The following is a 14,191-nucleotide window of genomic DNA, read 5'->3' on the forward strand; positions in this document are numbered from 1 at the left end:
CTTAGCGACACTAGAACGCGACTAACAATCAGTGGGGGATAAGGAAAACCCCCACTGATTGAAGTTTCACTTTATATTTACTTCGCTTCCATATATGCAGGGTATTTTCTGTTTTGCAGATAGATCAGCCGGCTTGTTAAAGTAATGGCGCCAGCTGCAAGTCCTGTAATTAAACCGATCCAATAACCATAGGCTCCCCAATCCGTATGATTGGCCAGGTAATAGCCAAACGGCAGCCCGATGATCCAATAAGAAATAAGCGACATAATGAAGGTGACATTCACGTCCTTATATCCCCGCAGCGCTCCCTGGACGGGTGCCTGAATGGCATCTGAAAGCTGAAAGAACATGGCATAAATTAAAAAAGCGGCTGTTAATTGTAATACATGGTCGTCTTTTGTATAAATCGATGCCACTTCTTTTGGGAAAGCCAAAAGAACAGCTGCACAAATTAATGCCATAAATACAGCAATACCGACACCGATCCAGCTGTACTCTTTAGCATCCCTGAATCTCTTAGCCCCCGCTTCAAAGCCCACAACGATTGTTAATGCCATTGAAATGCTTAGGGGGATCATATAAAGAAGTGATGCGAAATTGAGGGCAATCTGATGAGCTGCGATTACGGCTGTTTCAAATGTGCTCATTAATAAAGTAACTGCTGAAAAGATACTGGTTTCGAAAAAAATCGATAAGCCGATTGGGATTCCGATAAGAAGGATTTCTTTCCATTTGCCGATAGAAACAGCATGCATTCTTCTGAAAATTCCATAGTTCGAGAACGGAGAATTTTTATGAATAATAATAATCGAAATAACCATTATCAGCCAGTAAGTAATAGATGAAGCATAGCCTGCACCTGCTCCGCCGAGTTCCGGAAAACCCAATTTGCCATATATAAGTATATAGTTAAAAAAAGCATTGATTGGCAGTGTTAGAAGGGTGATGATCATACTGACTCTGGTCTTTCCAAGAGCATCAATAAACGACCTTAATACATTGTAGACAAACAGGGGAATCATTCCTGTGCTTAATGCTGAGAGGTAGTTGAAAGCTGTATCCTCAACCCTGTTCTCGAGATTCATTCCACTTAAGATTGGATTTAAGGAAAGTGCTCCTCCGCCAAAAACAATGACGGCCATAATGATGGACAGATAAACACCCTGAATAACAGAAAAAGAAACTTCCTCACGCTGTTCCCCTGCTCCCACGAGGTGGGACACAATCGGGGTAACAGCTAGGAGTATTCCGCTGAGCCCGGTGAATACAGGAACCCATAGAGAAGATCCAATCGCTACACCTGCCAGGTCCTGTGAATCATAGCGGCCGGTCATTAAAGTATCAATAAATGTCATAGAGTACATCGCCAGCTGGGTTACTAGTATTGGAACTAAAATAACCAGCAGCTGATGCAGTTTTTGTTTTTTGCTGTATGTCTGATTCATGAATCTTTCCTCTTTCTATAATGTGACTAGAGAATTATATCATACTAAAGAGAAGCCGGCCCCAAGCGGGTCTGTTATTCAGTATAGTAATTTGCTGATAAATATTTCAATTATGTGAACTTTTGCATAACGGGAATAAAAATCCTTCAATCGGCGAGTATAAATAGTAAACAGCCATTTCCAAAAAATAGCTTGAGGGAGGCAGAAAGATGAGCTTCAATATAAATAGGATTAATCCCAATCAGACACAAGTTTCATTTGTGGACGGGCGTTTTGAGACTCTTACCAATGAAGAGCTGGATGAATTGCTGTCCCATTACGGAATAAGAGAAAAAACAGATGAATCGGAAACCAATATTATTAATTGAAAAAAATAAAAAGCACTTGCTCTATGCAAGTGCTTAGCGTTTTTGTACTTCGAGAGCTGCTTTTCTTTAAGCCTCCAATAATTGGGACGATTCTTGGACTGCTGCTCCATGACGCATTACATGAAGAGTATATAAATCTTTTGGGATCTCAAATAGATTGTAAATATCACCATTTGCATTCAGCTGATCATATACAGACTTTCTCGTTTCATTTGCAAGAATGACATAAGGCAGCTTTTCTGCAGCTTTTTGCGAGCGGATATTTTCCTTGCGGATCCTCATAAAAATGGTTTCAATGCCTGTTTCAAAAAAGAGCTCTTCAAAGAAAGCATCTTTTGCTAAATTGTTATACCCCTTGCCATGATAAGGTTTGCCAAGCCATGTACCGAGAAAGCCGGCATTGTCCTGGATGTCATACAAATTAATCGTCCCAATCGGAGCGCCCCATTCATCAAGAATTGTGCGTGAAATCAATTCACCGCGCTCTTCAGATTCGATTGTCTGCTTTGTAATAAATATAAACTCATCATAACAATTGGCTTTTTGGCGAACAAAAGGGAAGACATCAGGGTGCGTCATTAAATCAAATAAAGCATGGCAGTCGTGAAGATCACGTTTCTTGAGCATAGGTTATCCCTCCAATTGAGGGCAGTCCTACTCCATGCCAAATAGAGCCTTCGGTCCACCCTCGAAATTTTTTATTATGCTGCTAAAAAATTTCGGGGTGGGAATCGAACCCACTAGAACCAGATAACTGGTGGCGCACCATTTGCCTTCCCTATTACTATCGTTTCCGATATTTGATTGTCTGTCCTGTAGGAAGCAAAATTACACTTCACTTTAGGTATAATACTAAAAAAATTTCAAAAAGGAAATAGGTTTTTTGATTATTTTTTTTGCGATTTTATGTCAAATATCACCAGCAATATTCGACACGGTTCTAAGACTCCCTAAACACAAAATCTCCACCTATCATTGTCCATTTTGGCTTGGAAAGAAAGTGAAATGGATGATGATTCCATAGAACTAAATCAGCATCTTTTCCTTCCTCGATGCTTCCAAGCTGATGATCGATTCTGAGGTTTCTTGCTGGTAAAATGGTGATTCCTTCTAAGGCTTTTTGCTCGGAAAGGCCTTCCCGGACTGCAATAGCTGCACACATATTCAAATATTGCACAGGTGTGTATGGATGATCGGTAGTGATGGAGACTTCCACTCCATGCTCTGTCAGCTGCTGATACGTTTTCCAGGTTTTATTTTTCAGTTCCACTTTCGATCTTCTTGTTAGAGTAGGACCCACTGATACCTTTAAATTTAAGCCTTCCAATTCGTCAGCAATTAGATGGCCTTCTGTGCAATGTTCGATTCGAAGATCGAGATTGAACTCCTCTGCAAAGCGGATGGCAGAAATAATATCATCTGCCCTGTGTGCATGTATTCTGACGGGAATTTCTCTTTTGAGCGCCCTGACAAGCGGTGCAAATCTTAGAGAGTCGGGATTATCGCACTGTAAAGCCTCATAAAAAGCTTCCCTCAGCATTCCCATAATCCCCATTCTTGTAATGGAATCCTTGTTGCCATGACTATGAATCCGTTTTGGATTTTCACCAAGTGCAATTTTAAGGCCGGCTGTTTCCTGGATAATCATCTTGCTGATGTTTTTCCCGGATGTCTTAATAACAGAGGTTGTTCCTCCAATTACATTGGCGCTTCCCGGCATGATGTGGGCAGTTGTAATGCCATATTTCACTGCATCAGAAAAGGCGGGATCAAGAGGGTATACACCATCCATCGCTCTAATATGCGGGCTTAAGGGTTCAATTGTTTCGTTGGCATCATTGCCTGCCCATCCGGTGCCTTCATCATAAAGACCCAGATGAGTATGGACATCTATGAAGCCCGGAAGAAGGTGGTGGCTATGGCAGTCTATAATTTTTACATTTGAATCAGACTTTAAGTTCTTGCCCATCTTTAGTATTTTTCCGTTTTCTACTATTACATCCCCATGGAAGGTGGGGGAAGTCACAGGATATATGACTGCATTTTTTAATAAAATTTTCATCTTTTTTCGTCCTTTGATCCTAAGTATTTGCTTTATTTTACAAAAATGATTAGAAAGTGTGAAGAATTTTCTCAACATCACTAGCTCAAATAAAAAAAGTGTAAAATTGGAATTCTACACTTTTGGTAAATTTGCTATGTTAACTTCTCCTCTTCATATAAAACAAATAAATAGCGCCGGAGACCAAAGCAATAACTATGATCGGCAAGATAAATGGTTTTGCATATTCTTTGATGTCTCTCCAGTGATCACCAAGCTCCATCCCCAATAATAGAAAGAGAACCGTCCAAGGCACCATAGCTGCCAGTGTGTAAACAGTAAAGACCGATAAAGGCATCTTAGCAATTCCGGCTGGGATTGAAATGGCATGCCGTATTACAGGTATAAATCTGGCCGTAAAAATTACTCCAGTCCCATACTTTTCGAACCATTTCTCTGATGCATCCAAATGCTTTTTTTGAATTAGAAGATATTTTCCATATTTGTCAAGAACAGGCCTTCCTCCATATGCGCCCAGCCAGTAAAGAAACAGCTGGGCAAGTGTTCCGCCTGCAATCCCTGCAAGGAGAGCTCCTATAAAATGGATATTTCCGGTGCTGACTAAAAAGCCGCCATAGCTCAGGACAATTTCGCTTGGGATCACTTCAACCATTAACCCAAGTGCAATGCCGACATAACCCAGCTGGGAGAGTAATTCAAAAATGCCGGCAATTATCTCTTCCATTCTGATACCTCCCCATCTGAAAATTAAAAAGTCCCGGTCATTTGAAGGAATATAATGATGAACCCTAATATCCAAACGTATACAGCAAATATCTTCAGGGATTTTCTTTTTAGAAAATTAATCATCCACACGACTGCTGCATAACCGAAAATCGCTGATGACAATGTCGCCATTAACATGCTGCCAAGGGTTATGGCTTCTGTGTGACCGGACATCAATTCGCCAAATTGCATGACAATGCCGCCAGCGATGGCAGGTATGGATAACAGGAATGAAAAATAGGCAGCTGTTTCCCTGTCAAGCTTCCTGAAGAGGCCTGCTGCAATGGTTAAGCCGGATCTAGAAACTGCCGGAAAAATGGCAGCAGCCTGAAAGGTGCCGATAAACAAGGCATCTCCGTACGTGATGCTGTCCATTTTTTTTGCGCCTTTCTTAACACCATCAGCAATCCAGAGTATGAACCCGGTAAATAGAAATTCCCAGCCGATTGTAACACCGGATTTCGAAATTGAATCGAACATGTCACTCAGCAGGAGTCCCACGATTACGGCCGGAATCGTCCCAACTATCAGAAGCATCGATAGCTTGCCGAAGGGCTTATTAATAATTTGAAGCAATTCATTTTTGTATACGACAAGGACTGCCAGTAAAGTTCCTATGTGCAGCATTGTATCAAGGAAGAGGCCTGCTTCATCAAGGCCAAATAGATGTCTCCCCAAATATAAATGTCCAGTACTGGAAATAGGCAGGAACTCGGTAAGCCCCTGGATGATTCCCAGAATGAAAGCCTCAAGTTTTGACATCATCTGTATATCACCTTCCTAGGCGGTTTAAGAATAGGCAAAGGTATATGCGCAATGCCTGTCTTTAACATGTGTATTCGAGTTGTCCCAATCGAGAACCGGAAATTAAGGCTGCAGAGGGGGTATAAAAAAATATAAAAATACATGAAACCTTTTACAGTGAATATCGTAAATAATATAAAAGAAACATCATTTATATTTGAGGTTAGCTTAGGAGGAAACAGGATGAATGATTATAAAATGCCTTCCAATGATGAAAGGCTTATAGCAGCAGCAATCTATGTAACCAGCTTTTTTACCGTTTTTGTCGGACCACTGATCATTTGGCTATTGAAAAAGAATGACTCGGAGTTTGTAGATTACCATGGAAAGGAATATTTAAATTTTTTAATTTCCTATTCGATCTACAGCGCAATCAGCGTAGTGCTAATGATCATATTAATTGGGGTCATTACGATTTGGATCGTGGGAATCCTTGCTTTTATCTTTACAATAGTAGCTGCTGTCAAAGCTTATGAAGGCAAGGAATACAGAATACCTTTAGTTTTCAGGATTTTAAAATGATGAACACAGTCCAGGGCTAGTTGCCACTGGGCTTTTTTAAATGGATAATTAACTCTGCAGAGCTTTTAGTTATAAAGTACATGGGGTGAAGTAATGAATAGACTCGATAACAAACAAAGGATGCTCAAGCTTATGGAAATTTTGAGAGAGCAGACCGATGAAGAAAATGAATATACACTGGACGATATAACTGAATGCTTTAAAAAGGAATATGGACCGGATGTGAAATTAAACAAAAATTCATTGAGAGACGATATTGAACATCTGATTGAAGCAAAATTTGATATTACCATTAACCAGGAAAAAGAGGGAATGCCAAAGTTCTACAGCCATCAATACCGTCTATTCGAGCTTTATGAATTGCGCATGCTGATTGATGCTGTTGCTTCTGCACGCTTCATCACCAAAGATGAGACTAAACAGCTGATACGGAAAATTAAAAAGCTGACAAGCATTCATCATGCCAAAAAGCTGCATAATGAAATTTTGATCGATTCCTCTGTGAAAAGTGAAAGTAAACTGGTTCGGCTGGCTATCAATGATTTGCATGAAGCCATCTCCGAGAGGAGAATCGTCACATTTCAATACGGAAGATATAATCTCAATAAGGAATTTGTATTAAGCCACAATGGAGGGCAATACAGGGTCAAGCCGCTGGCGCTCACATGGGTAAATGACTTTTATTATTTAATAGCCTACTATTTTGCGAAAGAAGAAATCCGCCATTATCGGATTGACCGTCTCCGCAATGTTAACATAACGGAAGAACAATTCGCATATGAACCCTTTGATGTATCCAAGTATGTGAGTTCAACCTTTCATATGTATGCCGGATCTGAAGAGTGGATAAAAATCCAATTTCACAACGATTTGATCAACGTGATAATTGATAAATTTGGACGGGATGCAGACATAAGAAAACTGGATGAGAACCATTTCGTTCTATCAGCAAAAGCTATTGTGAGTGATGGACTTGTCAAATGGCTCCTCAACTGGGGTAACCAGGCCAAAGTGCTTTCACCATCCTCACTTATTGATCAGGTAACAAACGAAATTAAAAATATGATGGCTGTGTATGAAAAAGAAATGGATTAACCTTAGCAATTAAACTAATAGACACTCCAATATTGGGGTGTCTTTTCTTTAGAAAAATAGTTGAAATCCCTTTGAACGATTTTTGTACTTAAACGTCATATGAATGACAGTACAAAAAGGGAGGACATCGAAATGGAAATTTTAGAAAGCATTAACTGGGCGATTCTTGCACCTATTGTCATCATTCAGCTAATATTAATGGCTATAGCCATTATTGATCTCGTAAAAATAGAAAAAGTAAATGGTCCAAAATGGGTATGGGCTCTCGTCATTTTATTTATTAATCTGCTAGGGCCAATCATTTACTTTATTTTCGGAAGGAGAAGCTGAATATGCCGGTTGTAAGCATAACAAATCTTAAAAAGCGGTTTAAGGAACAAGAGGTCATAAAAGGTCTGGATTTTCAATTATCTGAAGGAAAATGTATTGCATTGCTGGGAGCAAATGGAGCAGGAAAAACAACTACACTTAAGATGCTTGCCGGCCTGGTGAAGCCAGATTCCGGTACAATCGTGTATGAAGGGGGAGAAAAAGCGGATTTCCGAAGATTAATAGGCTATCTTCCTCAATTTCCTGTTTTTTATGAATGGATGACAGGCAGGGAATTTCTTGAATACGCAGGGCAGCTTGCAGGCCTTCCCAAAGCAGAAGCAAAAGACAGAGCAGCGGAGCTTCTTGAACTTACCGGTATATCCGAAGCTAAAAACCGCCGGATTGGAAAATACTCTGGAGGTATGAAGCAGCGGCTTGGCATCGCTCAGGCTATAATCCATCGTCCGAAGCTCGTCATGCTTGATGAACCAGTTTCTGCCCTTGATCCCTTTGGACGCAGAGAAGTGCTGGAAATGATGGATAAGCTGAAAAATGAAACTGCCATCCTGTTTTCAACACATATCTTAAATGATGCCGAAGAAATCTGTGATGAAATACTATTTCTCCATAATGGTGAACTGGTTGAGTCTGGAACAATGGCAGACCTGAGAGCTAAACATCAGCAGGCAAAGATTGACTTAGCTTTTAAGCAGAATACTCCGCAATTTGCCGAAGAATTATCTCTGCTTCAGCCTGTTTCTTCAATGAAATTGGATGGAGAGTGTGCGAGTTTTTTGGTTGAGGATATAGAATATGCCAGAAAACTATTTTTAACTGAGATTATGAAACGGAACTTGCCGCTGGTTAAGTTTGAAATCAGCAGAACAAGTCTGGAGGATGTCTTCATGAAGGTGGTGCGAAAATGAACCAATGGTTAACTTTATTTAAAAAAGAAATGCTTGAAATGGCCAGAAATTACAAATGGATCTGGGTGCCTCTTACTTTTATTTTGATAGCTGTAAAAGAGCCGCTGACATTATATTATATGCCTCAGATTATTGATTCTTTAGGCGGTCTTCCGGAAGGGGCAGTCATCGAGCTTCCTGTTCCTTCTGCAGGTGAAGCACTCGCTGCAAGTCTTAGCCAGTTCAATACGTTTGGTGTGCTTATTGTTGTATTAATTACAATGGGAAGCATTGCCGGTGAAAGGAAAAGCGGAGTTGCGGGACTAATCCTCGTAAAACCCGTATCGTACGCCGGGTTTGTAACAGCTAAGTGGACCAGTTTGATGGTGCTCATATGGTTATCATATTTTCTAGGTTACTTCCTCTCCTGGTACTATGTGGGTATATTATTTGAATTTATTCCTTTTGCGGATTTTCTTCAATCCTTCTTTGTTTATGGTATCTGGCTTACCCTTATAATCACTATAGTCATCCTCTTCAATACTTTTATAAAATCGCCTGGGGCAGTTGGATTTATATCAATTGGCATTATAGTCATAGCAACTCTATTGAGCACTTCGCTTTCTCATCTGCTGGAGTGGAGTCCGGCCCTTTTGTCTGCTTATACGAATGCTTTTATCATGGGCGGTAACTTCCCTGATGAATTATTGCCGAGTATTATTATTTCTGTGATTGCCATTACGATTTCCATGATTGCATCAATTGCAATTTTTAAACGAAGGGAACTTGCCTGATTTCATGCAAGTTCCTTCCTTTTGGGCATATTTGTATATCGGAGGGTGCTATTTTGGTAGTATAGCTTTAAAAGATAGAAAGGAAGATGAAAGGTGATCAGTGAAACGGGTCTGGTGCTTGAAGGCGGAGGAATGCGTGGAGTGTATACAGCCGGTGTTCTAGAATATTTTCTTGAACAGGACCTCAGCTTTCCTTATGTTATTGGTGTTTCTGCAGGGGCATGCAATGCCGCTTCTTATTTGTCCAAACAGAAGGGCAGAAACAGAATTGTAAACGTGGATTATGTAACAGATCCGCGATATATCTCATGGCGCAATTTCTTTAAATCGCGTCAGTTTTTCGGAATGGATTTTATTTTTGATGAAATACCGAATAAGCTGGTCCCGTATCACTACGAAGAGTTTTATAAAAACCAGTCTGAATTTGTAATTGGAACAACAGATTGCCATACAGGAAAGCCTGTTTATTTCAATAGAAAAGACTATGGGAAAGATATGCTGAAGGTTTTAAAAGCATCCAGTTCCCTGCCTTTTATTGCACCTGAGGTCGATTTTAATAAAAGGGTCCTCCTTGATGGAGGAATCAGCGATCCTATACCAATCAAAAAAGCACAGCAGGATGGATTCAAAAAAAATATAGTAATCCTGACAAGAAATCGGGGTTATTCCAAAAAGCCCTCAAAATTTGCATTTATGGTAAAAAGGAAATATCCGCATTATACCGGGCTGCAAAAAGCACTGGCAGAACGGTACCTGACCTATAACGAGACCCTTCGCTATGTAGAGCAGGAAGAAAAGAAGGGGACAGTTCTTGTCGTCCAGCCGCAGGAGCCGTTAACAGTGGGACGGATGGAACGGAATCCTCAAAAATTGGATAAGTTATATCTCCAGGGATATAATGATGCCAGAAAATCATTTGAAAGAATTAATCAATTCTAACCGTATCTATCAGGATGCGGTTTATTTTTATTAGGACAAAACTCTTATCTTTTCGACATTAAGGAAATGGAAAGAAAAAATGTTTTGTAGAATATAAGGCTAATATGCCTGTGTTTGTTTAAAACCATGGATTTTAATGTAAATAATATGAGTTCTAAGTTGCAGCTTTTGTTCTTGGAGCAGAAGGATATGTCGAATAACAAAGATTGCCGGTGTGTTTATTTTGAATATAATGAAAATTAGGAAATATAAGGGGGGTCAATTACAAAATGAATATGAAAAAGGGCATCGTAACGGGTGCATTAAGTTTGGCATTATGTGCCTCAGCTGTTTTTGCGGGTTCTGCCGGTGTTGGACAAGCCCAAACGGCAGAAAAAAACTATTTAGTCGTTTTTAAAGATGAAGCAAGGCTTCCTGCAGGGTATGCAGATTTAGTGAAAAAGGCTGGAGGGCAAGTAGAGAATCAGCTGAACAAATTAGGAGCAGTTGAAGTTTCTTCAGCAAATCCTAACTTTCTTAATGAAATCAGAAAGTCTTCACTTGTATCGGCTGCCGGCGCTGAAAATGTCATATATCCCGAAGCTCCTGCAGTGGAAGCAGATCTTCCATTAGATGGTGCGGATTTATATAACAGTCTGCAATGGGACATCAAACAAGTAACAAATGATGGGGCATCGTGGAATCTTCCAGGAGGAACTGGAAAGGCCGCTGATGGCAAAGATATTGTTGTTGGGGTAATCGATACAGGTATCGACTATAATCACCCGGATCTAAAGGAAAATTACGCATATGGTAAATCATTTGTCCCCGGTTATCCAGATCCAATGGATGAAAACAGCCATGGAACACATGTTGCGGGATCTATTGCAGCAAAAGGAAGAACGATGGGGGTTGGACCAGACTTGAAGGTAGCGGCTTACCGTGTATTCGGTCCTGAAGGCGGAGCAGCTACTTCCCATATTGCCGAAGCTTTAATGACCGCTGCTGATGATAATGTTGATGTTGTTAATATGTCTCTTGGCGGATATGACTGGTTCCAGAATCCTGAGTATGCAACAAAGGATACTGTAGCGGACGTGCAAATGTTTAACAGAGCCATCAAATATGCTATTCAAAAAGGTGTTACTGTAGTTGGTTCAGCAGGCAATAATGCAGTTGATTTAAAAAGTCCGGGGCAGCTTTCCGGTTCAGATAATGGTGCCACACACAGAAGTCCAAGCAGTCAACTGATGATTCGGGTGTCTGCTGGAGGAGCTTTAAAGAATCTTGCTTTCTATTCCAATTATGGTGTCGGCAAAATTGATGTTATGGCTCCAGGTGGAGACTTGGGACCAAACTATGATCCAAATACTGGAGCGGGCAGGGATAATACTTACTTAGCATTAGCAACAATCCCTGGCGGAGGCTATGGCTATAAGGGAGGAACTTCAATGGCTGCTCCGAAAGTAGCGGCACTTGCAGGTGTGATCATTGCAAAACATGGTAAAGACAACATCTCTCCCGCACAAGTTAAGCATATCATTCAAACTTCATCAGAAGACATCTTTAAGCCTGGGTATGACGAGCAATCTGGCCACGGGCTAATAAATGCAGTTAATGCGCTAAAATAATCCTATTAATCAGGCTGGCGGAAATTTTCCGTCAGCTTATTTTTATAAGTGAATTTTGCAAAATCAAAAGAGCTCCGCTAATAAAATCCTCTTAAAATTCATTTTTATTGGACCTGATTAATAGAATATAGAGAGAATAAAAATAGCAGGGGAGACTTACTGATGAATATCCAGCACTATTACCTGAAAACAGCTGACATCTCTTTGAATGCAAGCCTAACTGCACTTATGCCGCCATTTTTCTTCCTATTGATATTCTTTAACAAATTTCCAGGGAATTTCATTATTATCTTGTTCCCTTTTATTATTTATAGCTTTTTGTGTCATCAAATGTATCTTCTGAATAAACAAAGGGCAGCCGAGGCAGCGGCAAGTAACTTTTATTCTATTAGACAAGCCCCTCTGCCTTTTTTGCAGCAGTCAAAAGTGCTGATCGCTTTTCTGCCGGCCCCTTCTCTAAGAATGGTTATTTTTGATCCCGAAGGAAGGGTGATAGGTGAAATAAGAGATATGAAAATGCGGAAGCTTCGCTGGTTCCTGCCTTATTTTATCGACCGATTCATTCCAAAAAGGCTGGGAATTTATGACTATACTGATAATCTTGAGGCATCAATCATCATCCGTAGAAAGGGAATCGAAGTCTTGTCTTCAGGTTGCCACTGCAGGGAAATAATCGAATTTAAAAAGGAAGGAAGCACTCTGCTGTTTCAGAATGGAGATATGCAGTATGCCGTTCCTAAAACCTTTTTACACACAGATCTGCAGGTACTAGATGATCAATCGAATAGAATTGCCCGTTTTCGCAAAGGGTGGATGCCATTTGAGTGGGGGAAGCGCTTTAAGGATCCAAACACACCTGTCCTTTCTTTTAATATTAGTCTGGATGCAAAAGAAAAGCGCAGAATTTATGCAATTTTTGCGGCTCTATTTCTTTATCGCAATCATTAAAACATGTGCACATTTATAGATTCTGGATTCCCCATATAGTATGATAAATTCAGTTTAAGTATAGGGAAATCAGTATAGAGGTGTTGGAATGAAAAAGTTTTTACTGGCAGCTGCAGTTATTGTCCTTTTGCTGTTCATTGTTGACAAGACCATTCTTAAGGAAAAGGGAGTAGTAGAGCAAGCTGGACAAATGCAAAAATACGATAAAATTGAAGATCCTGAGGATTTGCCTATTGGTTTGGAGAAAGGCAGCATTGCTCCAGATTTTGAACTGACAGATATGGAAGGAAATCCGGTGAAACTCAGTGACTACAGGGGCAAAGCTGTGCTTCTGAATTTTTGGGCAAGCTGGTGTCCTCCATGCCGCGCGGAAATGCCGCATATGGAGAAGCTTTATAAAAAGTACAAAGATAAAAAATTCGATATTCTTGCCGTAAATCTAACAAACACTGAAAAGAATAACGGAGACGCTGAGAAGTTCGTGAAAGAGCTGGGTCTGACTTTTACAATCCCTATGGATGTAAAGGGCGCTGTTGGTGCGGATTATAATATTATGGCTTATCCTACAAGCTATTTTATTGACTCTGATGGAGTTATTAGAGAAAAAGTTTTGGGAGCCTTAAATGAAGAATATATGGAGAAGGAAATCAAAAAGCTTCCATAAACAAACCGGAGAGCCATATTAGCTCTCCGGCTTTATATCTGCAATCATATCCTGGTGAAGGCGATTAACGATTACCCTTTTTCTGTATAGCATTATGCCGGCTTCTGCAATATCATTAACGGCAGAGCGATTTATGAATGCCCCAAAAAGCAATCCGGCAATAGGGATCATTTGGAAAAGTTTTTTCCAGCCTATTTGGTCCCTGTACGAAAACACAACCTCTCTCCAGCCTTGAAGCTCAGAAACGACTTCCCTTTTTGGTCCTTCTTCTTTAGCGCCAAACATGGTAAGCTGCTGCAGAATAGCTTTTTTTCCAACAATATCACTGGAAACAAATTGAAGGATTTTGACGATGAACATTCTTTCATTTTTATCTGCGGGATCGAAGCCATAGCAAATCGCAATATCCTGCAGTGTTTTTAATTGAATGCCGAGGAGAAGAGGGATATCAATGGTCAGGGTGAAAATCCCTCCGACTCCAGTTCCCGCACCCTGCAATGCAGCGGTTCTTTTTCTGTTTGAGGTTAGCTTTTCCGCGGCTTCATCCATCTTTACTATGGGCAGGGCTTCTACATCCTGCAAGGTATGGATATTCTGTCCAGGATAATAATTCTTTAACGCTGCTGCTGAACTTAAATATCTTCCTCCTGATTGAATATACGTGCCAAGTTCATCAAGAATCACTCCAACCTTTTTTTGTATGAACTCCGGTGTGAATCTATCAATAAGTTTGAAAGGAAGCCTCCCGAGCTTCTCCCAAAACCACAAATCACCTTGGTCTTTTTCCCATTCTTCGCATTTCTTTAATTCATTTATCAGCTGTTCTTTCGGTTCAATCATTAGTATCGCCCTTTCATTCCTTCTTCTATATTTTAACTATACGGCTGTTTAAAGCAAAAGTTTCACTTCTTTCACAACCAATTCTCTTTGTATATTTCGGCTATTCATGATAAGATTC

Annotated in this window: 16 protein-coding genes; 10 read left to right on the forward strand and 6 right to left on the reverse strand. The window is 40.2% G+C overall.

Going from position 1 to position 14,191, the window contains the following annotated elements; translation table 11 throughout:
- Positions 1 to 77: 77 nt before the first annotated feature.
- Positions 78 to 1,445, reverse strand: coding sequence for an MATE family efflux transporter (locus AC3WTL_RS23710; RefSeq protein WP_222498048.1), 1,368 nt, complete (start codon positions 1,443 to 1,445; stop codon positions 78 to 80).
- Positions 1,446 to 1,654: 209 nt separating this feature from the next.
- Here AC3WTL_RS23710 and AC3WTL_RS23715 point away from each other — a divergent pair, with 209 nt between their 5' ends.
- The gene (locus tag AC3WTL_RS23715) at positions 1,655 to 1,813 is read left to right on the forward strand and encodes a hypothetical protein (protein WP_197087758.1); all 159 of its coding nucleotides are present in this window, start codon (positions 1,655 to 1,657) and stop codon (positions 1,811 to 1,813) included.
- A gap of 66 nt (positions 1,814 to 1,879) precedes the next feature.
- Here the strand turns inward: AC3WTL_RS23715 and AC3WTL_RS23720 are convergent, their stop codons facing one another.
- The 4 genes from AC3WTL_RS23720 to AC3WTL_RS23735 all read right to left on the reverse strand — a co-directional run bounded on the left by AC3WTL_RS23720 (position 1,880) and on the right by AC3WTL_RS23735 (position 5,402).
- The gene (locus AC3WTL_RS23720; protein WP_252219144.1) at positions 1,880 to 2,440 is read right to left on the reverse strand and encodes a GNAT family N-acetyltransferase; all 561 of its coding nucleotides are present in this window, start codon (positions 2,438 to 2,440) and stop codon (positions 1,880 to 1,882) included.
- Between the two features lie 313 nt (positions 2,441 to 2,753).
- Positions 2,754 to 3,875 carry an amidohydrolase gene (locus AC3WTL_RS23725; protein ID WP_048011416.1) on the reverse strand — a complete coding sequence of 374 codons (1,122 nt, stop codon included), beginning with the start codon at positions 3,873 to 3,875 and terminating at the stop codon, positions 2,754 to 2,756.
- A 139-nt stretch (positions 3,876 to 4,014) separates the two neighbouring features.
- On the reverse strand, positions 4,015 to 4,599 hold the full coding sequence (gene uptA / locus AC3WTL_RS23730) for an undecaprenyl phosphate transporter UptA (protein ID WP_248348645.1): 585 nt from the start codon (positions 4,597 to 4,599) through the stop codon (positions 4,015 to 4,017).
- 23 nt (positions 4,600 to 4,622) lie between these two features.
- The gene (locus tag AC3WTL_RS23735) at positions 4,623 to 5,402 is read right to left on the reverse strand and encodes an undecaprenyl-diphosphate phosphatase (protein WP_252222462.1); all 780 of its coding nucleotides are present in this window, start codon (positions 5,400 to 5,402) and stop codon (positions 4,623 to 4,625) included.
- A gap of 225 nt (positions 5,403 to 5,627) precedes the next feature.
- Here AC3WTL_RS23735 and AC3WTL_RS23740 point away from each other — a divergent pair, with 225 nt between their 5' ends.
- From AC3WTL_RS23740 to AC3WTL_RS23780, 9 genes are all read left to right on the forward strand, one after another.
- Positions 5,628 to 5,966: a DUF4870 domain-containing protein gene (locus AC3WTL_RS23740; RefSeq protein ID WP_048011451.1), complete on the forward strand. Its 339-nt coding sequence runs from the start codon at positions 5,628 to 5,630 to the stop codon at positions 5,964 to 5,966.
- Between the two features lie 132 nt (positions 5,967 to 6,098).
- A complete protein-coding gene (locus AC3WTL_RS23745; protein WP_226618449.1) occupies positions 6,099 to 7,061 on the forward strand; it encodes a helix-turn-helix transcriptional regulator in 963 nt (320 codons plus the stop codon).
- Positions 7,062 to 7,193: 132 nt separating this feature from the next.
- The gene (locus AC3WTL_RS23750) at positions 7,194 to 7,391 is read left to right on the forward strand and encodes a PLDc N-terminal domain-containing protein (RefSeq protein WP_248348647.1); all 198 of its coding nucleotides are present in this window, start codon (positions 7,194 to 7,196) and stop codon (positions 7,389 to 7,391) included.
- A 2-nt stretch (positions 7,392 to 7,393) separates the two neighbouring features.
- Positions 7,394 to 8,299 carry an ABC transporter ATP-binding protein gene (locus AC3WTL_RS23755; protein ID WP_048011420.1) on the forward strand — a complete coding sequence of 302 codons (906 nt, stop codon included), beginning with the start codon at positions 7,394 to 7,396 and terminating at the stop codon, positions 8,297 to 8,299.
- Positions 8,296 to 9,072: an ABC transporter permease gene (locus AC3WTL_RS23760; RefSeq protein WP_248348649.1), complete on the forward strand. Its 777-nt coding sequence runs from the start codon at positions 8,296 to 8,298 to the stop codon at positions 9,070 to 9,072. The genes AC3WTL_RS23755 and AC3WTL_RS23760 overlap by 4 nt, the downstream gene beginning before the upstream one ends.
- Positions 9,073 to 9,165: 93 nt before the next feature.
- On the forward strand, positions 9,166 to 10,011 hold the full coding sequence (locus tag AC3WTL_RS23765) for a patatin-like phospholipase family protein (RefSeq protein ID WP_048011422.1): 846 nt from the start codon (positions 9,166 to 9,168) through the stop codon (positions 10,009 to 10,011).
- A gap of 269 nt (positions 10,012 to 10,280) precedes the next feature.
- Positions 10,281 to 11,621, forward strand: coding sequence for a S8 family serine peptidase (locus tag AC3WTL_RS23770; RefSeq protein ID WP_252219136.1), 1,341 nt, complete (start codon positions 10,281 to 10,283; stop codon positions 11,619 to 11,621).
- A 162-nt stretch (positions 11,622 to 11,783) separates the two neighbouring features.
- Positions 11,784 to 12,569: a hypothetical protein gene (locus AC3WTL_RS23775; RefSeq protein ID WP_248348653.1), complete on the forward strand. Its 786-nt coding sequence runs from the start codon at positions 11,784 to 11,786 to the stop codon at positions 12,567 to 12,569.
- An 88-nt stretch (positions 12,570 to 12,657) separates the two neighbouring features.
- The gene (locus tag AC3WTL_RS23780; RefSeq protein ID WP_248348655.1) at positions 12,658 to 13,233 is read left to right on the forward strand and encodes a TlpA disulfide reductase family protein; all 576 of its coding nucleotides are present in this window, start codon (positions 12,658 to 12,660) and stop codon (positions 13,231 to 13,233) included.
- A gap of 18 nt (positions 13,234 to 13,251) precedes the next feature.
- Here AC3WTL_RS23780 and AC3WTL_RS23785 read toward each other — a convergent pair whose 3' ends face one another.
- Complete coding sequence (locus AC3WTL_RS23785) at positions 13,252 to 14,073, reverse strand: EcsC family protein (RefSeq protein WP_248348657.1); 822 nt, start codon at positions 14,071 to 14,073, stop codon at positions 13,252 to 13,254.
- Between the last annotated feature and the right edge of the window lie 118 nt (positions 14,074 to 14,191).

This window comes from Cytobacillus sp. EB106-05-05-XG126, assembly GCF_058791715.1.